This is a genomic window from Leifsonia sp. 115AMFTsu3.1, from assembly GCF_004362795.1.
In the GTDB taxonomy this organism is placed as follows: Bacteria; Actinomycetota; Actinomycetes; order Actinomycetales; family Microbacteriaceae; genus Leifsonia.
In genome coordinates, this window is the sequence record NZ_SNYB01000001.1 from 1,478,690 (window position 1) to 1,495,165 (window position 16,476).

The window sequence follows — 16,476 nt, forward strand, 5'->3', positions numbered from 1 at the left end:
AAGGAGGAACCATGCTCAAGAGTGTGGTGATCGCAGCCTCAGAGGGGTCGCACAACCCGCTGATCCCGGAGTGGCCGGACATCATCGGCGCGCTTCTCTGCTTCCTGATCATCCTGTTCTTCTTCTGGAAGCTCGTGCTTCCGCGTATGAAGAAGCTGCTGGATGAGCGCGCAGAGGCGATCGAGGGCAACATCGAGAAGGCCGACGAGGCGCAGCGCAAGGCCGAGGCCCTGCTGGAGGAGTACACCGCCCAGCTCGCCGAGGCGCGTGCGGAGGCGGGCAAGATCCGCGAGACCGCCCGTGCCGACGGTCAGAAGATCGTCGCGGAGGCCCGCGAGGCCGCCGCGACGGAGGCCGCGCGTGTGACCGCCCAGGCGCAGGCGCAGCTCGAGGCGGAGCGCCAGACGGCGCTCGTCCAGCTGCGCGGCGAGGTGGGCTCGCTGGCGATCGACCTCGCGTCGACCGTCGTGCGTGAGGCCCTCGATGAGGACAAGCGCGCACAGGCGATCGTGGACCGCTTCCTGGCGGACCTCGAGGCCGACGAGAAGGCTCAGGCCGACCAGAAGGCAGGATCGGGCAACTGATGGGAAGCGCCACCAGAGAAGCATTGGCCAACTCCGTCTCGGCTCTCGCCGACCTGGGGTCCAAGGCCGATCTGGCGACGGCTGAGGACCTGTTCAGCGCAGGGCGAGTCGTCGCCGACTCGGCCCAGCTGCGGGCGGTCCTCGGCGACCCGACGGTCCCGGCGGAGGGCAAGACGGTGCTCGTGAAGCGCGTCTTCGCCTCGCTGTCGGCTCCGGCCGTCGAGCTGCTCACCGTGATCGCCGCTCAGCGCTGGTCGTCGCACGACGACCTGCTCGGGGCGATCGAGGAGCTCGGGATCCGCGCGATCGCCGGCTCCGCGCCCCGGAACGTCGACATCGTCGCCGAGCTGCTGACCTTCGGAGGCGCCGTGACCTCCGACGCGAGCCTCGAGCTCGCGCTGCGCAGCAAGCTCGCCTCGGCCGACTCCAAGGTCGCGCTGGTCGAGCGCCTGCTCGGCGGAAAAGCGTCGAAGGAGACCGTCGCCATCGTGCGCCAGCTCGTCGCCCAGCCCCGCGGCCGCAGCGTCCGCGAGTCGCTCCGTGCGGCCGCGCGCATGGTGGCCGCCCAGTCCGGGCAGACCATCGCGACGGTCTACGCCGCGTCCGCGCTCCCCGAGGCCCAGGCCGAGCGCCTGCGCACGGTGCTCAGCGCCTCCTACGGCGACCTCAGGATCAACCAGGTCGTCGACCCCTCGATCATCGGCGGATTGCGCGTGCAGATCGGTGACGACGTCATCGATGGAAGCATCGCGTCGCGTCTGGCCGAACTCCGGCTTCAGCTGGCGGGCTGACCGCCTCAAGATAGGAATCACTATGGCAGACACACAGATCAGCCCCGACGACATCCGCGACGCGCTCAAGGACTTCGTCAACACGTACGAGCCGGCGTCCGCACAGGCGACCGAGATCGGCCACGTCCTCGACGCTTCCGACGGCATCGCGCACGTCGAGGGCCTCCCGAGCGTGATGGCCAACGAGCTCATCCGCTTCGCGGACGGCACGCTGGGCCTCGCTCAGAACCTCGACGAGAACGAGGTCGGTGTCGTCGTGCTCGGCGAGTTCGACCACATCGTCGAGGGCATGGAGGTGACCCGCACCGGCGAGGTCCTCTCCGTCCCCGTCGGCGACGGCTACCTCGGCCGCGTCGTCGACCCGCTCGGCAACCCGATCGACGGTCTCGGCGAGATCGCCAGCGAGGGCCGCCGCGAGCTCGAGCTCCAGGCGCCCGGCGTCATGCAGCGCAAGTCGGTGCACGAGCCGCTGCAGACCGGCATCAAGGCCATCGACGCGATGATCCCGGTCGGCCGCGGGCAGCGCCAGCTGATCATCGGCGACCGCCAGACCGGCAAGACGGCCATCGCGATCGACACGATCATCAACCAGAAGGCCAACTGGGAGTCGGGCGACGTCAACAAGCAGGTCCGCTGCATCTACGTCGCGATCGGCCAGAAGGGCTCGACCATCGCCTCGGTGAAGGGCGCGCTCGAGGACGCAGGCGCGATGGAGTACACCACCATCGTCGCGGCTCCCGCCTCCGACCCGGCCGGCTTCAAGTACCTCGCCCCCTACACCGGCTCGGCCATCGGCCAGCACTGGATGTACGGCGGCAAGCACGTCCTCATCGTCTTCGACGACCTGTCCAAGCAGGCCGAGGCGTACCGCGCCGTGTCGCTGCTTCTCCGTCGTCCGCCGGGACGCGAGGCCTACCCCGGTGACGTCTTCTACCTGCATTCCCGCCTGCTGGAGCGCTGCGCCAAACTCTCCGACGAGCTGGGCGCCGGCTCGATGACCGGTCTGCCGATCATCGAGACCAAGGCGAACGACGTCTCGGCGTACATCCCGACCAACGTGATCTCGATCACCGACGGCCAGATCTTCCTGCAGTCCGACCTCTTCAACGCCAACCAGCGCCCTGCGGTCGACGTCGGCATCTCGGTCTCGCGCGTCGGTGGCGACGCGCAGGTCAAGTCCATCAAGAAGGTCTCCGGCACGCTCAAGCTCGAGCTGGCGCAGTACCGCTCGCTCGAGGCGTTCGCGATGTTCGCGTCCGACCTCGACGCGGCGAGCCGCCGTCAGCTGGCGCGTGGCGCCCGCCTCACCGAGCTGCTGAAGCAGCCGCAGTACTCGCCGTTCCCGGTGGAGGAGCAGGTCGTCTCGATCTGGGCCGGCACCAACGGCAAGCTGGACGAGGTCGCCGTCGAGGACGTCCTGCGCTTCGAGGCCGAGCTGCTCGACCACCTGCGCCGGAACACCGACATCCTCGACACGCTGCGCGACACCAACGTCCTCGACGACGACACGGTGGCGAAGCTCGACTCCGAGGTGGACGCGTTCAAGCTCGAGTTCCAGACCGGTGAGGGCAAGCCGCTCGCCTCGGTCGGACGCGAGGAGTTCCAGGCCATCGACGAGGACGAGGTCGACCAGGAGCGCATCGTCAAGGCCCGGCGCTGAGCGGTGAGGCCCTGAGAGACTAGGTAACAAGGAGAGACATGGGAGCACAGCTTCGGGTCTACCGGCAGAAGATCAGATCTGCCCAGACGACCAAGAAGATCACCCGTGCGATGGAGCTGATCTCCGCCTCCCGCATCCAGAAGGCGCAGGCGCGGGTCGCCGCCAGCTCGCCGTACGCCCGCGCGATCACGCGCGCGGTGTCGGCGGTGGCGACGTACTCGAACGTCGACCACGTCCTGACCACCGAGCCGGAGAAGATCGAGCGCGCCGCGATCGTCATCTTCTCCTCCGACCGCGGTCTCGCGGGCGCGTTCAACTCGAACGTGCTCAAGGAGTCCGAGAAGCTCGCGGAGCTGCTGCGCAGCCAGGGCAAGGAGGTCGTGTACTTCCTCGTCGGCCGCAAGGCGCAGGGCTACTTCAGCTTCCGCCGCCGTGCGTTCGAGCGGGTGTGGACCGGCAACACGGATGCCCCGGAGTTCGAGCAGGCCAAGGAGATCGCCGACGCGATCCTGGAGTCCTTCCTGCGCGACGCGTCCGACGGCGGTGTGGACGAGATCCACATCATCTACAACCGCTTCATCAGCATGCTCACCCAGGAGCCGCAGGTCGTCCGCCTGCTGCCGCTGGAGGTCGTCGAGGGCGTGGAGGAGCCGGACCGCACGCAGGTCCTGCCGCTCTACGAGTTCGAGCCGGATGTGGGGACGGTGCTCGACTCGCTGCTCCCCGTCTACATCGAGAGCCGCATCTTCAACGCGATGCTGCAGTCGGCCGCCTCCAAGCACGCCGCGACGCAGAAGGCCATGAAGGCTGCGAGCGACAACGCCGACAAGCTCATCACCGACTACACGCGTCTGGCCAACAACGCCCGTCAGGCGGAGATCACTCAGCAGATCTCCGAGATCGTCGGCGGCGCGGATGCGCTGAGCTCGTCCCACTGATCGTCCAACGAGAGAGATAACAATCATGACTACCGCTACCGCCGAAGCCCAGGCTTCGACCGCGCAGCCGGCCGGTGTGGGACGAATTGCCCGCGTGACCGGTCCGGTCGTCGACATCGAGTTCCCGCACGATGCGATCCCGGGCATCTACAACGCCCTGAAGACCACGATCACGATCGGCGAGGAGTCGACCGAGATCACGCTCGAGGTCGCTCAGCACCTCGGCGACGACCTGGTGCGCGCGATCGCGCTGAAGCCGACCGACGGCCTGGTCCGCGGCGGCGAGGTGCGCGACACCGGTGCTCCGATCAGCGTGCCCGTCGGCGACGTGACCAAGGGCAAGGTGTTCAACGTCACCGGTGACATCCTGAACCTCGAGCCGGGCGAGAAGGTCGAGATCACCGAGCGCTGGCCCATCCACCGCAACCCGCCGGCGTTCGACCAGCTCGAGTCCAAGACCCAGCTGTTCGAGACCGGCATCAAGGTCATCGACCTGCTCACCCCGTACGTCCAGGGTGGAAAGATCGGCCTGTTCGGCGGCGCCGGTGTCGGCAAGACCGTCCTCATCCAGGAGATGATCCAGCGTGTGGCGCAGGATCACGGTGGTGTGTCGGTGTTCGCCGGTGTCGGCGAGCGCACCCGCGAGGGCAACGACCTCATCCACGAGATGGAGGAGGCGGGCGTCTTCGACAAGACCGCGCTCGTCTTCGGCCAGATGGACGAGCCGCCGGGGACGCGTCTGCGCGTCGCCCTGTCCGCTCTGACGATGGCGGAGTACTTCCGCGACGTGCAGAACCAGGACGTGCTGCTCTTCATCGACAACATCTTCCGGTTCACGCAGGCCGGTTCCGAGGTGTCCACGCTGCTCGGCCGTATGCCGTCGGCCGTGGGTTACCAGCCGAACCTCGCCGACGAGATGGGTCAGCTCCAGGAGCGCATCACCTCGACCCGCGGTCACTCGATCACCTCGCTGCAGGCGATCTACGTGCCGGCCGACGACTACACCGACCCGGCGCCGGCGACCACGTTCGCCCACCTCGACGCCACGACCGAGCTCTCGCGTGAGATCGCGTCGAAGGGTCTGTACCCGGCGGTCGACCCGCTGACCTCGACCTCGCGCATCCTCGACCCCCGCTACCTGGGTGAGGACCACTACCGCGTGGCCACGACGGTCAAGCAGATCCTGCAGAAGAACAAGGAGCTGCAGGAGATCATCGCGATCCTCGGTGTCGACGAGCTGTCGGAGGAGGACAAGATCACGGTGTCGCGTGCGCGCCGGATCCAGCAGTTCCTCTCGCAGAACACCTACATGGCGAAGAAGTTCACTGGCGTGGAGGGCTCGACCGTCCCGCTGAAGGACACCATCGAGTCGTTCGACGCGATCGCCAAGGGTGAGTTCGACCACGTGGCCGAGCAGGCCTTCTTCAACGTCGGACCGATCTCCGACGTCGAGGAGAAGTGGGCGCAGATTCAGAAGGAGAACGGCTAACAATGGCTGTCCTCAACGTCAGCGTCGTCGCCGCCGACCACGAAGTGTGGTCGGGCGAGGCGAGCATGGTCGTCGCGCGCACCGTGGAAGGGCAGATCGGTATCCTGCCCGGCCACGAGCCGCTGCTGGCCATCCTCGCGCAAGGCGAGGTGCGCGTGACCCTGAACGGGGGCGAGTCGATCACGGCCAACGCCGATGACGGCTTCCTCTCCGTCGAGAACAACACGGTCACCATCGTGGCCCGTCAGGCCGAGCTGGTCTGACATGTCCGGGCAGCAGGGAGCCCCGCTGGAGCGCCAGTTCGGAGACGTCCGCGTCCCGATGCTGGTGGCGATGGCGGGGCTTCCTGGTTCCGGGAAGTCCACCATCGCGGAGATCCTGGCCGGGCGCATGGGCGCGACGGTGATCTCGGTGGATCCGATCGAGGCGTCGATCATCCGTGCGGGGATCGATTCCGACCAGCCGACCGGGCTCGCGGCCTATCTGGTGGCAGAGACCATGGCGGAGCAGGTGCTGCTCTCGGGTCATTCGGTCGTCGTCGACGCCGTGAACGCCGTGGAGCCGGCGCGTCTGCAGTGGCGCGATCTGGCGGAGCGGTGCGACGTGAAGCTCCGCGTGATCGAGACGGTGTGCTCCGACCCTGAGCTCCACGAGGAGCGGCTCGGCAAGCGCAGCGGTCTGGTCGCGGCGTACGCCGTCGAGCAGAGCACCGACGAGTACGACGAGTGGCGCGGAGCGTGCGGCACGCTGCCCCGGGTGACTCTGGACACCGCGGCGCCGCTGGGCGAGAACGTCAATACGGCACTAAACTTCGTGGAGGGCTAGCGTGCTCATCCTGCTCCCGCCCTCCGAGACGAAGAGGGACGGGGGAGCGGGGTCTCCGCTCGCCGTGGAGCGGTTGCGCTTCCCCTCACTGAACCCTGTCCGCCGCGAGGTGGTGGATGCCGTGGTCGAGCTCGCCGCGGACCACGATGCGGCGATCCGCGCGCTCAAGCTGGGGCCCAAGCAGGCCGGCGAGGTGGAGCGGAACCGCGGCATCCCGTCGGCTCCCACCATGCGGGCGCTGGAGCGTTACACCGGCGTCCTGTACGACGCGCTCGATGCGGAATCGCTCTCCTCTGCGGACTGGGTGGTCGCCGCAGAGACGGTCGCTGTGCAGTCCGCCTTGCTCGGTCTGGTCGGGGCGGACGATCCGGTGCCGGCCTACCGGCTGTCGTTCGACTCGCGCCTGTCGCTGCATCGCGGCGCGGCGTCGCTGAAGAAGCGGTGGTCGCAGGCGGGGGCCACAGCCCTGGCGGAGCGGAACGACCTCCTGCTCGATCTCCGCTCCGAGGGCTATGCGGCCCTTGCGCCGCTTCCCGAGCGCGACGGCGCCCACTACGTGCGCGTGCTCGCTCGCGACGAGTCGGGCCATGTCCGCGCGCTGAACCACTTCAACAAGCAGGCGAAGGGGCTGCTGACGCGCGCTCTGATCGAGGCGGGAGCGGGGTTCGAGACGACCGCGTCGCTTCTGGACTGGGCGGATGCCGAGGGGTACGAGCTGCGGCTCGCGGGGGATGGCTCCGCCGACCTGGAACTCGTCGTCCCGGAGGTGCGCGGTGCTCCTGGCAAGCTCATGGCGGCGCTGCGGGTCTGACGACACTCCCGGCCAACTTTCAGTGGTGCAGGAGTGAAAAGTGAGATAAGCTCACAACCAAGAGAGAGGATCAACTGATCCGAGGCGTGCGCGCACTGGTTGTGTGTCACCGTCTCAACAAGTCGGGCCGACGTGTGGTGGCCGACGCGTCATCCCCATGCGTCGTTTCCTTCGCCGGAGTGTGAGGCACCAAGATTCCGCCTGCGGTCGGGCACGAGCGGTACGCCCTCACCAGCGAGAATCCGGTGTCGGAGTCCATATCCGCCGTCGGCCCGACTCTCTCGGTCCTCTCTCGAGTTCCTCGACCGCGCCTGCATCGCTCACGCCGCGCGGAAGCAGCCTTCGAAATGGTCGTCGACCATCCCGGTCGCCTGCATGAGTGCGTACATCGTGGTCGGGCCCACGAATCGGAATCCCCGGCGCCGGAGCTCCTTGCTGAGCGCGGTCGACTCGACCGTCACGGCGGGGATCTCGCCCCATTCCCGCGGCCGGTGATCGGCACGCGGCTCGGGGGCGAAGCTCCACATGAGCTCTTCGAGCGGCACGTCGAGCTGCAGCACGGCGCGCGCGTTCGAGATCGTCGCCTCGATCTTGCCGCGGTGACGGATGATCCGTTCGTCCTGCAGCAGGCGCTGCACGTCGGCCTCCGTCATGGCGGCGACCTTTTCGGGGACGAAGCCGAGGAAGTCCTCGCGGAAGGCCGGCCGTCGCCGCAGGATGGTGATCCACGAGAGGCCGGCCTGGAATCCTTCCAGGCAGAGCTTCTCGTAGAGCGCTCGCGGGTCGTGCTGCGGGGTGCCCCACTCCTCGTCGTGGTAGCGGCGGTACTCCGGGTCGCTTGCCGACCAGGAGCATCGGGCGATGCCGTCCTCGCCGACCACGAGAGCGGAGCGGGCGGGGGTCGTCGTCGTGTCGCTCATGCGGCCAGCAGGATCCCCTCGTGCTCGAGGAGCCAGATCTTGGTAGGGATGCCATCGCCGCCGCTGTATCCGGTCACGCGACCGCTGGAGGAGAGCACGCGATGGCAGCCCACGATGATCGGCACCGGGTTCGCGCCGACCGCCCCGCCGATCGCGCGGCCATAACCCGCATGGCCGAGCGAGGCGCCGAGTTCGCCGTACGACACGAACGTGCCGAACTCGAGCGACGACAGTCTCTCCCACACCGCCTGGCGGAACGGGGTGCCCTGCAGCCGGACGGGCACGTCGAACGCGCGCCGCGACCCGGAGAAGTACTCCTCCAGCTGCGCGGCCGCGTCATCGAGCACCGGCGTGCTGCGTTCGGGATGGTCTTCGAGCGGGAGATGCCCCGACCGTTCGATGGAGAGGGACGTGACGGCCGTGCCGTCGCTGGTCAGTTCGAGCCGCCCGATGGGGCTCGTGGTGCGGAGGAGATAGGCGAAGGAACTGCTCATGGGACGACTCTAGGGCGCGCCACCGACGCGCACTCGCGGGAATCGGACATCGGGGGATAACTCGCTCCGGTCTCGGCCTGTGGACGGTTTCACCCCGTCGCCGTCGTATCAGCAGCCGTCCTGCGCCCTGCCTAGACTCGAGGCATGGCGAACATCGAATACCGCACTCTCGGCCCCTCCGGCCTCGTCGTCTCCACGATCGGTCTCGGCTGCAACAACTTCGGCCGGAAGGACACGCTCACCGAGACGCAGGAGGGCACCGACGCGGTGATCGGCGCCGCGATCGACGCCGGCGTCACGCTGTTCGACACCGCCGACATCTACGGCTCCGAACGCGGGCTGTCCGAGACGCTGATGGGCAAGTCGCTCGAAGGCAAGCGCGACCGCATCGTCCTTGCCACGAAGTTCGGGATGGACATGGCCGGTCTCAACGGGCCCGACTGGGATGCGCGCGCCTCCCGCCGGTACATCCGCCTCGCGGTCGAGAGCTCGCTCCGCCGGCTCCGCACCGATTGGATCGACCTCTACCAGCTGCACCGTCCCGACCCGGTGACGCCCATCGAGGAGACCCTCGCGACGCTGGACGACCTGATCACCGAGGGCAAGATCCGCTACATCGGGCACTCCAACCTGTCGGGGTGGCAGATCGCCGAGGCGGAGTTCACCGCTCGCCTCAGCGGGCACCCGAAATTCATCTCGGCGCAGAACGAGTACAGCCTACTCGCGCGTGATGTCGAGCGGGAGGTGCTCCCGGCCGTGAACCGCTACGGCCTCGGCTTCCTGCCGTTCTTCCCGCTCTACAACGGCCTGTTCACGGGCAAGTTCACGCGCCAGGGCGGCCCCGCCGACAGCCGGATCATGCACCTCCGCCGTCACCTGCTGGACGAGGCGCCGTGGGACAGGATCGAGCGCTACCAGGCGTTCTGCGACGAGCGCGGGGTCACGATGCTCGCGGCGACCTTCGCCTGGCTGCTCGCTCAGCCGGGACTGTCGAGCGTCATCGCGGGAGCGACGAAGCCGGAGCAGATCGTCGCCAACGCCGAGGCGGCCACCGCGTGGAAGCCGACGGCGGAGGAGGTCGCCGAGATCGGGGAGATCTTCGCTCCGGCGGGCTGAAATCGCCCACGAAAGACCTTGTGAGTGAGCACTCACTCCGGGTAGAGTCGCCGCGTGACGAACGACGCAGCGACAGAATCCCAGCCGCGCTCGCGCGCGCAGCCGATGGCGGTGGACGACCGTAAGGCGATGATCATCGACGCGGTCATCCCGCTGCTGCTCGAGCACGGGCGCGGAATGACGTCACGCCAGATCGCCGAGGCCGCCGGCATCGCCGAGGGCACCATCTTCCGCGCCTTCGGTGACAAGGAGACGCTCGTGCAGGCGGCGATCGAGAAGTACCTCGATCCGGAGCCGCTGCGCGAGGCGCTCCGCAGCATCGACCCCGCGCTCCCGCTGGAGAACAAGATGCGCGCGATCCTGTACCTGCTGCGTGAGCGCTTCCAGAGCGTCATGCGGATCATGCCGGTCATCGGCGCACAGCGTCCGCCCGTGCCGCAGGAGCGCGGGGAGTTCGCCCGCATCATCGCCCAGATCCTGGAGCCGGAGGCCGGTGAGCTCAACTGGCCGCCGGAGCGCGTCGCCCACCTGCTGCGGCTGATCAGCTTCTCCTCCGCGTTCCCCGCGCTCAACGAGGGCATCGAGTTCAGCATCGACGACCTCGCCCGGATGACGCTGGTCGGCGTCGCCGGGACCTCGCCCCACGTTCTCTTCCCGTCATCCGACACGGAGGCATCATGCTCCTGAGACTGCTCGGCCGGTTCCTCCGGCCGCACTGGCCGCTCCTGATCGGGGTGATCGTCTTCCAGCTGGCGCAATCGCTGCTCTCGCTGTGGCTGCCGACCCTGAACGCCGACATCACCGACAACGGCATCGCCAAGGGCGACACCGGCTACATCATGGCCGTCGGCGCCGAGATGCTCGGCGTGACGCTGGTGCAGGTCGCCTGCGCCATCACCGCCGTCTACTTCGGCGCCAAGGTCGCGATGCTGGTCGGACGCGACCTGCGCGAGGCGATCTTCCACCGGGTGGGGGAGTTCTCCGAGCGCGAAGTGTCGTCCTTCGGCGCGCCCTCGCTGATCACCCGCAACACCAACGACGTCCAGCAGGTGCAGATGCTGGTGATGATGACGTGCACGCTGCTCGTCTCGGCACCCATCCTCGCGGTCGGCGGCATCGTGCTGGCGATGCAGCAGGACATCGACCTGTCGTGGCTCATCGCCGTGAGCGTCCCGGCGCTGCTGGTCGCGGTGAGCATCATCATCGCGCGCATGGTGCCGCTGTTCCGGCGGATGCAGGACAGGATCGACCGCGTCAATCGCGTGCTCCGCGAGCAGCTGACCGGCCTCCGCGTGGTGCGCGCGTTCGTGCGCGAACGCGTCGAGACCGACCGGTTCCGGGTGGCGAACGACCAGGTGACGGAGACGGCGCTGAAGGCGGGCCGGTTGTTCGCGCTGATGTTCCCGATCGTGATGCTCGTGCTCAACGTGTCGAGCGTGGCCGTGATCTGGTTCGGGTCCTTCCGGGTGCAGGACGGCACGCTCCAGGTGGGCACGCTGACGGCGTTCCTGCAGTACCTCATGCAGATCCTCATGGGCGTGATGATGTCGACGATGATGGCCGTTCTCGTGCCGCGCGCGTCGGTGTGCGCCGACCGCATCGGCGAGGTGCTCGGCACGGAGCCGTCCGTTCGCGCGTCCGACACCCCGGTCACCGAAGTGGAGACGCGCGGAACGGTGGAGTTCGTCGACGTCGGCTTCTCGTATCCCGGCGCCGAGCATCCCGTGCTCACCGACATCACCTTCCTCGCCGAGTCGGGGCGGACGACGGCCATCATCGGCAGCACCGGCGCAGGCAAGACGACGCTGGTGAACCTCATCCCGCGCCTGTTCGACGCGACGAGCGGGATCGTGCTGGTCGACGGTGTGGATGTCGCCGACCTCGACCCGGAGGTGCTGTGGTCCCGCATCGGGATCGTGCCGCAGCGCCCCTACCTCTTCTCGGGCACGGTCGCGTCGAACCTGCGGTACGGCAATCCGGATGCCACCGACGACGAGCTCTGGCACGCGCTCGAGGTGGCGCAGGCGCGCGACTTCGTCGAGGCGATGCCGGAGGGTCTCGACGCGCCGATCGCGCAGGGCGGCACCAACGTCTCGGGTGGTCAGCGGCAGAGGCTCGCAATCGCTCGCGCACTGGTCAGGAAGCCGGAGATCTTCGTCTTCGACGACTCCTTCTCGGCGCTCGACACCGCGACCGACGCGCGGCTCCGTGCGGCGCTCGCGCGGGATGTGACCGACGCGACCATGATCGTGGTCGCCCAGCGGGTGTCCACCATCGTGGATGCCGACCAGATCATCGTCCTCGACGACGGCCGCGTGGTCGGTCGCGGGACGCACGACGAACTCCTCGAGAGCAACGAGACCTACGCCGAGATCGTCTCGTCGCAGCTCGCGGCTCAGGATGCGGCATAGGGAGAAGCGGGATGAGCGACAAGACGACGACCCCCGAGCGGCCGGCCGGCCCTCCGATCCGGCGCGGACCCGGCGGGGGAGGACCGTTCGCCGGTTTCGGCATGCCCGTCCAGAAGTCGATGAACTTCGGCCCGAGCGCGAAGCGCCTGCTCGGCCGCCTCCGCCCCGAGTGGCTGCCGCTCGCCGCGGTGACGCTGCTCGCGGTGGTGTCCGTGACGTTCGCGGTGCTCGGGCCCAAGCTGCTCGGCAACGCGATCAACCTCGTCTTCGCGGGCGCCCTCTCCCTGCAGTTCCCGAAGGGCGAGACCCAGGCGCAGGTCATCGCCGGCCTGCGGGCGCAGGGCCAGAACCAGTACGCCGACCTGCTCTCCGGCACGACCTTCACGCCCGGCGCCGGCATCGACTTCACCGCGGTCGGCCAGACCCTGCTGTGGGTGCTCGCGCTGTACATCCTGTCGTCGGTGTTCAGTTACCTGCAGGCGTACGTGCTCAACGGCGTCACGCAGCGCACGGTCTACCGTCTGCGCTCGGATGTGGAGGACAAGCTGCACCGTCTCCCGCTGAAGTACTTCGACGGGATGCAGCGGGGCGAGCTGCTCAGCCGGGTCACCAACGACATCGACAACATCTCGCAGTCGCTGCAGCAGACGATGAGCCAGCTGCTGACGTCCCTTCTGACGGTCGTCGGAGTGGTCGTGCTGATGTTCGTCATCTCGCCGCTCCTCGCGCTGATCGCGCTCATCACCATCCCGCTGACCCTGGTCATCACGACGGTCATCGCGAAGCGCTCGCAGAAGCTGTTCGTCGCCCAGTGGCGGCACACCGGCGAGCTGAACGGCCAGATCGAGGAGGCGTTCACCGGCCACTCCCTGGTCAAGGTGTTCGGCCGCCACCGCGAGGTCGAAGCCCGGTTCCGCGAGAAGAACCAGGAGATGTACCGGGCGAGCTTCGGCGCCCAGTTCATCTCGGGCATCATCATGCCGGCGATGATGTTCGTCGGGAACCTGATGTACGTCGCCATCGCGGTGGTGGGTGGACTGCAGGTGGCGAGCGGCGCGATGCAGCTCGGTGACGTGACGGCGTTCATCCAGTACTCCCGTCAGTTCACGCAGCCGCTCACCCAGCTCGGGTCGATGGCGAACCTGCTGCAGTCGGGCGTCGCGAGCGCCGAGCGCGTGTTCGAGCTGCTGGACGCCGAGGAGCAGTCGCCCGACCCGCGCGAGCCGGAGAGTCCAGCCGGCACCAAAGGCCTCCTGACGTTCGAGGACGTCTCGTTCCGCTACGTGGAGGACACCCCGCTCATCGAGGACCTGTCGCTGGTGGCCCAGCCCGGGCAGACCGTGGCGATCGTCGGGCCGACGGGCGCCGGCAAGACCACGCTCGTGAACCTGATGATGCGCTTCTACGAGCTGGACGGCGGGCGCATCACCCTGGACGGCGTCGACATCGCCTCGATGAGCCGGCACGACCTGCGGAGCCGCATGGGGATGGTGCTGCAGGACACGTGGCTGTTCAAGGGCACCATCCGCGACAACATCCTCTACGGCCGACCGGACGCGACAGAGGAGGAGGTGCTGGATGCGGCGCGCGCGACCTACGTCGACCGCTTCGTCCACTCGCTGCCCGACGGCTACGACACCATCCTCGACGACGAGGGGTCGAACATCTCGGCGGGGGAGAAGCAGCTGCACACGATCGCGCGGGCCTTCCTCGCGCGGCCGAGCGTGCTCATCCTCGACGAGGCGACCTCGTCCGTGGACACCCGCACCGAGCTGCTCGTGCAGAAGGCGATGAGCGCGCTGCGGGCGGACCGGACGTCGTTCGTCATCGCGCACAGGCTCTCCACGATCCGCGACGCCGACCTCATCCTGGTGATGGAGGCGGGCCGGATCGTCGAGCAGGGCACGCATGCCGAGCTGTTGGCGCGCGGCGGAGCGTACTACTCGCTCTACAACGCGCAGTTCGCCGGGGCGGCGGACGAGTAGGAGCCTCTGCCGATCACGGCTCGGCGAGGCGGGACGCGTACGCGCGCACGCACCAGAAGACGCCGTACGCGATCAGGCCGAGCGCGATGAGGATGAGGAGGACGACGCCGAACGGGACCTCGGTGAGCGCCTTCAGGCTGCCGTCCAGTCCGCCCGCCTTCTCGGGGTCGGACGTGAAGGCGCCGAAGACGACCAGACCGCCGACGATCACCAGGGCGACGCCCTTGGAGACGTAGCCGACGCGGCCCAGCGTCGTCGTGACGGTCGCCCAGCGGTTCGGCGGGAGACGCAGGTCGCGCTCGAACTTGTGGGTCAGGCCGTTCACGGCGAAGACGACGCCGACGACCACGATCGCGATCCCGATGCCGGCGAGGAGGAAGACTCCGCCGGGCATCGCCAGCAGCTTCGCGCTCATCGACTTCTCGGAGGTGGACGCATCCTGCCGGCCGCCGGACGCGATGGAGATCGCGATACCGGCGAGAGCGGCGTACACGACGCACTTGGCGACCTCCGTCACCTTCTGGCCCGGCTTGTGCGCCGTGATCGCCTGCAGGATCTGCCAGGCCGCCAGGAAGATGAGCCCGACGATCACGGCCCACAGCACGAAGAGGCCGCCCGGCACGGCGACGAGCGCCTGTAAGGCACCCGACTGGTCGGCATCCCCGCCCGACCCGAACGCGACGGCCAGCGCGATGACGCCGATCAGGATGTGCAGGATGCCGATGGCGGCGAGGCCGACCCGGGCGAGGCCGCGCACGAGCGGATGGCGTTCGACCCGGGAGGCGACGCGGCTGGGGGAGGTCATGGCGTGAACGGTACGCGGCGTTCACGCGTTCGGGAATCTCGGGTACCGTAGAGGACTGAGTCCGCCGCGCCGTCACGCGGCGGCGAGATCTGAATAGAGGAGGCCGGCATGGACATCGACCTCAGCGTCTTGCGTCTCATGGAGCGCGAGAAGGAGATCCCCTTCGATGAACTGGTGCAGATCATCGAACAGGCCATCCTGACCGCCTACCTGAAGCACACGAACCAGGCCGATCACCGCCACGGTCACAGCGACCAGCCGCCGGCCGCACGGGTGCACCTGGACCGCAAGACGGGGCATGTCACGGTTTACGTGCCCGAGCGCGACGAAGAAGGCAACGTCATCGGCGAGGCCGAGGACAGCCCGAGCGACTTCGGCCGCATCGCGGCCTTCGCGGCCAAGCAGGTGATCAACCAGCGGCTGCGCGACATCGCGGACGACGCCGTGCTCGGCGAGTTCCGCGGACGCGAGGGCGACATCGTCGCCGGCGTCATCCAGCAGGGCCCGAACCCGCGCATGATCCACGTCGACCTGGGAACGGTGGAGGCCATCCTCCCGCCGGAGGAGCAGGTGCCGGGCGAGGAGTACACGCACGGTTCGCGCATCCGCGTCTACGTCACGAGCGTCACCAAGGGGCCGAAGGGTCCGTCGATCACCGTGTCGCGCACGCACCCGGCGCTCGTCCGGAAGCTGTTCGCGCTGGAGGTCCCGGAGATCGCCAGCGGTGTCGTCGAGATCGTCTCGCTCGCGCGCGAGGCCGGGCACCGCACGAAGATGGCGGTCCGGGCCACCGAGCCGGGAGTGAACGCCAAGGGCGCGTGCATCGGCGAGCTGGGTCAGCGCGTCCGAGCGGTGACCGCGGAGCTCAACAACGAGAAGATCGACATCGTCGACTACTCGCCGGACCTCGCGACGTTCGTGTCGAGCGCGCTGTCGCCCGCGAAGGTGACCAGTGCGTTCGTCATCGACGAGTCGCTCAAGGCCGTCCGCGCGCTCGTGCCCGATTACCAGCTGTCGCTCGCGATCGGCAAGGAGGGTCAGAACGCGCGTCTCGCGGCGAAGCTGACGGGCGCGAAGATCGACATCCAGCCCGATTCGATCCTCGACCGCGATTGAGTTCGTCTGTCGATCTTCGCGCCGTGCCGACGCGGCGGAGCCGTGGCGCCACGGTCGCCGCAGGCGCACAAGCACAGCATCCAGCCCGATTCGATCCTCGACCGCGATTGAGTTCGGCAGAGCGGAATGCCCAGGCATTCCGCGGCGTTGACTACGACGCGGGTTCCTGTCCGTTCGGCGCGCGCCGTCGGGAGGAGTAGGATGGAACCCGTCAGAACGTGCGTCGGATGCCGTTCTCGCGCTCCCCGGTCCTCTCTTCTGAGGATCGTCGCCCAGGATTCGGAACTCGTGGTGGACCCGTCCGCCACCCGGCCGGGGCGAGGTGCGTGGCTGCATCCGGTCGAGGAGTGTCTCGAACTCGCACTGAAGCGCCGGGCCTTCGGGCGGGCGCTTCGGGTGGAGGGGACGCTCGACACCGCGACCATCCGGTCGCAATTCATTAGAACAGGCTGAAGAAGTTGACTTCACATGAGTGACAACCGATGAGTGTCTCGAAATGAGATCCGTCCGCTATTAACGCCTGCCCCTGTC

Annotated in this window: 17 protein-coding genes; 14 read left to right on the forward strand and 3 right to left on the reverse strand. The window is 68.1% G+C overall.

What is annotated here, in order from left to right; translation table 11 throughout:
* The first annotated feature begins 11 nt into the window (after positions 1–11).
* Genes AXZ95_RS07185 through AXZ95_RS07220 form a run of 8 tightly spaced genes read left to right on the forward strand, consistent with a single transcriptional unit; the run spans position 12 to position 7,098 of the window.
* Positions 12–584, forward strand: coding sequence for a F0F1 ATP synthase subunit B (locus AXZ95_RS07185; RefSeq protein ID WP_018190349.1), 573 nt, complete (start codon positions 12–14; stop codon positions 582–584).
* A complete protein-coding gene (locus AXZ95_RS07190; protein WP_026307114.1) occupies positions 584–1,375 on the forward strand; it encodes a F0F1 ATP synthase subunit delta in 792 nt (263 codons plus the stop codon). The genes AXZ95_RS07185 and AXZ95_RS07190 overlap by 1 nt, the downstream gene beginning before the upstream one ends.
* A 22-nt stretch (positions 1,376–1,397) precedes the next feature.
* A complete protein-coding gene (atpA, locus tag AXZ95_RS07195; RefSeq protein ID WP_018190351.1) occupies positions 1,398–3,035 on the forward strand; it encodes a F0F1 ATP synthase subunit alpha in 1,638 nt (545 codons plus the stop codon).
* Between the two features lie 38 nt (positions 3,036–3,073).
* Complete coding sequence (locus tag AXZ95_RS07200; protein ID WP_018190352.1) at positions 3,074–3,973, forward strand: F0F1 ATP synthase subunit gamma; 900 nt, start codon at positions 3,074–3,076, stop codon at positions 3,971–3,973.
* 25 nt (positions 3,974–3,998) lie between these two features.
* Positions 3,999–5,462, forward strand: a complete 1,464-nt coding sequence (atpD, locus tag AXZ95_RS07205) for a F0F1 ATP synthase subunit beta (RefSeq protein ID WP_026307115.1) — start codon at positions 3,999–4,001, stop codon at positions 5,460–5,462.
* A gap of 2 nt (positions 5,463–5,464) precedes the next feature.
* Positions 5,465–5,725, forward strand: a complete 261-nt coding sequence (locus tag AXZ95_RS07210) for a F0F1 ATP synthase subunit epsilon (RefSeq protein WP_018190354.1) — start codon at positions 5,465–5,467, stop codon at positions 5,723–5,725.
* Position 5,726: 1 nt separating this feature from the next.
* A complete protein-coding gene (locus tag AXZ95_RS07215) occupies positions 5,727–6,287 on the forward strand; it encodes an ATP-binding protein (protein WP_018190355.1) in 561 nt (186 codons plus the stop codon).
* Between the two features lies 1 nt (position 6,288).
* Positions 6,289–7,098 carry a peroxide stress protein YaaA gene (locus tag AXZ95_RS07220; protein ID WP_018190356.1) on the forward strand — a complete coding sequence of 270 codons (810 nt, stop codon included), beginning with the start codon at positions 6,289–6,291 and terminating at the stop codon, positions 7,096–7,098.
* Positions 7,099–7,418: 320 nt separating this feature from the next.
* Here the strand turns inward: AXZ95_RS07220 and AXZ95_RS07225 are convergent, their stop codons facing one another.
* Together AXZ95_RS07225 and AXZ95_RS07230 are read right to left on the reverse strand one after the other, a co-directional pair.
* Positions 7,419–8,018 (reverse strand): DNA-3-methyladenine glycosylase I, encoded by a 600-nt coding sequence (locus AXZ95_RS07225; protein ID WP_018190357.1) that lies wholly within the window; start codon positions 8,016–8,018, stop codon positions 7,419–7,421.
* Positions 8,015–8,512 carry a methylated-DNA--[protein]-cysteine S-methyltransferase gene (locus tag AXZ95_RS07230; RefSeq protein ID WP_018190358.1) on the reverse strand — a complete coding sequence of 166 codons (498 nt, stop codon included), beginning with the start codon at positions 8,510–8,512 and terminating at the stop codon, positions 8,015–8,017. The genes AXZ95_RS07225 and AXZ95_RS07230 overlap by 4 nt, the downstream gene beginning before the upstream one ends.
* Before the next feature lie 144 nt (positions 8,513–8,656).
* Here AXZ95_RS07230 and AXZ95_RS07235 point away from each other — a divergent pair, with 144 nt between their 5' ends.
* The 4 genes from AXZ95_RS07235 to AXZ95_RS07250 are packed head-to-tail and all read left to right on the forward strand — an operon-like array spanning position 8,657 to position 14,024.
* On the forward strand, positions 8,657–9,628 hold the full coding sequence (locus AXZ95_RS07235) for an aldo/keto reductase (protein WP_018190359.1): 972 nt from the start codon (positions 8,657–8,659) through the stop codon (positions 9,626–9,628).
* Between the two features lie 54 nt (positions 9,629–9,682).
* On the forward strand, positions 9,683–10,315 hold the full coding sequence (locus AXZ95_RS07240) for a TetR/AcrR family transcriptional regulator (protein ID WP_231371062.1): 633 nt from the start codon (positions 9,683–9,685) through the stop codon (positions 10,313–10,315).
* Positions 10,306–12,039, forward strand: coding sequence for an ABC transporter ATP-binding protein (locus tag AXZ95_RS07245; RefSeq protein ID WP_018190361.1), 1,734 nt, complete (start codon positions 10,306–10,308; stop codon positions 12,037–12,039). The genes AXZ95_RS07240 and AXZ95_RS07245 overlap by 10 nt, the downstream gene beginning before the upstream one ends.
* An 11-nt stretch (positions 12,040–12,050) precedes the next feature.
* Positions 12,051–14,024 (forward strand): ABC transporter ATP-binding protein, encoded by a 1,974-nt coding sequence (locus AXZ95_RS07250; RefSeq protein ID WP_018190362.1) that lies wholly within the window; start codon positions 12,051–12,053, stop codon positions 14,022–14,024.
* A gap of 13 nt (positions 14,025–14,037) precedes the next feature.
* Here AXZ95_RS07250 and AXZ95_RS07255 read toward each other — a convergent pair whose 3' ends face one another.
* Positions 14,038–14,829 (reverse strand): DUF1206 domain-containing protein, encoded by a 792-nt coding sequence (locus tag AXZ95_RS07255; protein ID WP_018190363.1) that lies wholly within the window; start codon positions 14,827–14,829, stop codon positions 14,038–14,040.
* Positions 14,830–14,937: 108 nt separating this feature from the next.
* Between AXZ95_RS07255 and nusA the strand changes: the two genes are divergently transcribed.
* Both nusA and AXZ95_RS07265 read left to right on the forward strand, forming a co-directional pair.
* A complete protein-coding gene (nusA, locus tag AXZ95_RS07260) occupies positions 14,938–15,945 on the forward strand; it encodes a transcription termination factor NusA (protein WP_018190364.1) in 1,008 nt (335 codons plus the stop codon).
* Between the two features lie 201 nt (positions 15,946–16,146).
* A complete protein-coding gene (locus tag AXZ95_RS07265) occupies positions 16,147–16,398 on the forward strand; it encodes a YlxR family protein (protein WP_081626598.1) in 252 nt (83 codons plus the stop codon).
* Positions 16,399–16,476: the final 78 nt, after the last annotated feature.

What these genes read in the sequence shown, in the direction of transcription:
- AXZ95_RS07185 (WP_018190349.1), top strand. Translation starts at nt 12, where the DNA reads ATGCTCAAGAGTGTGGTGATCGCAGCCTCAGAGGGGTCGCACAACCCG.
- AXZ95_RS07190 (WP_026307114.1), top strand. Translation starts at nt 584, where the DNA reads ATGGGAAGCGCCACCAGAGAAGCATTGGCCAACTCCGTCTCGGCTCTC.
- atpA (WP_018190351.1), top strand. Translation starts at nt 1,398, where the DNA reads ATGGCAGACACACAGATCAGCCCCGACGACATCCGCGACGCGCTCAAG.
- AXZ95_RS07200 (WP_018190352.1), top strand. Translation starts at nt 3,074, where the DNA reads ATGGGAGCACAGCTTCGGGTCTACCGGCAGAAGATCAGATCTGCCCAG.
- atpD (WP_026307115.1), top strand. Translation starts at nt 3,999, where the DNA reads ATGACTACCGCTACCGCCGAAGCCCAGGCTTCGACCGCGCAGCCGGCC.
- AXZ95_RS07210 (WP_018190354.1), top strand. Translation starts at nt 5,465, where the DNA reads ATGGCTGTCCTCAACGTCAGCGTCGTCGCCGCCGACCACGAAGTGTGG.
- AXZ95_RS07215 (WP_018190355.1), top strand. Translation starts at nt 5,727, where the DNA reads ATGTCCGGGCAGCAGGGAGCCCCGCTGGAGCGCCAGTTCGGAGACGTC.
- AXZ95_RS07225 (WP_018190357.1), bottom strand. Translation starts at nt 8,018, where the DNA reads ATGAGCGACACGACGACGACCCCCGCCCGCTCCGCTCTCGTGGTCGGC.
- AXZ95_RS07230 (WP_018190358.1), bottom strand. Translation starts at nt 8,512, where the DNA reads ATGAGCAGTTCCTTCGCCTATCTCCTCCGCACCACGAGCCCCATCGGG.
- AXZ95_RS07235 (WP_018190359.1), top strand. Translation starts at nt 8,657, where the DNA reads ATGGCGAACATCGAATACCGCACTCTCGGCCCCTCCGGCCTCGTCGTC.
- AXZ95_RS07245 (WP_018190361.1), top strand. Translation starts at nt 10,306, where the DNA reads ATGCTCCTGAGACTGCTCGGCCGGTTCCTCCGGCCGCACTGGCCGCTC.
- AXZ95_RS07250 (WP_018190362.1), top strand. Translation starts at nt 12,051, where the DNA reads ATGAGCGACAAGACGACGACCCCCGAGCGGCCGGCCGGCCCTCCGATC.
- AXZ95_RS07255 (WP_018190363.1), bottom strand. Translation starts at nt 14,829, where the DNA reads ATGACCTCCCCCAGCCGCGTCGCCTCCCGGGTCGAACGCCATCCGCTC.
- nusA (WP_018190364.1), top strand. Translation starts at nt 14,938, where the DNA reads ATGGACATCGACCTCAGCGTCTTGCGTCTCATGGAGCGCGAGAAGGAG.
- AXZ95_RS07265 (WP_081626598.1), top strand. Translation starts at nt 16,147, where the DNA reads ATGGAACCCGTCAGAACGTGCGTCGGATGCCGTTCTCGCGCTCCCCGG.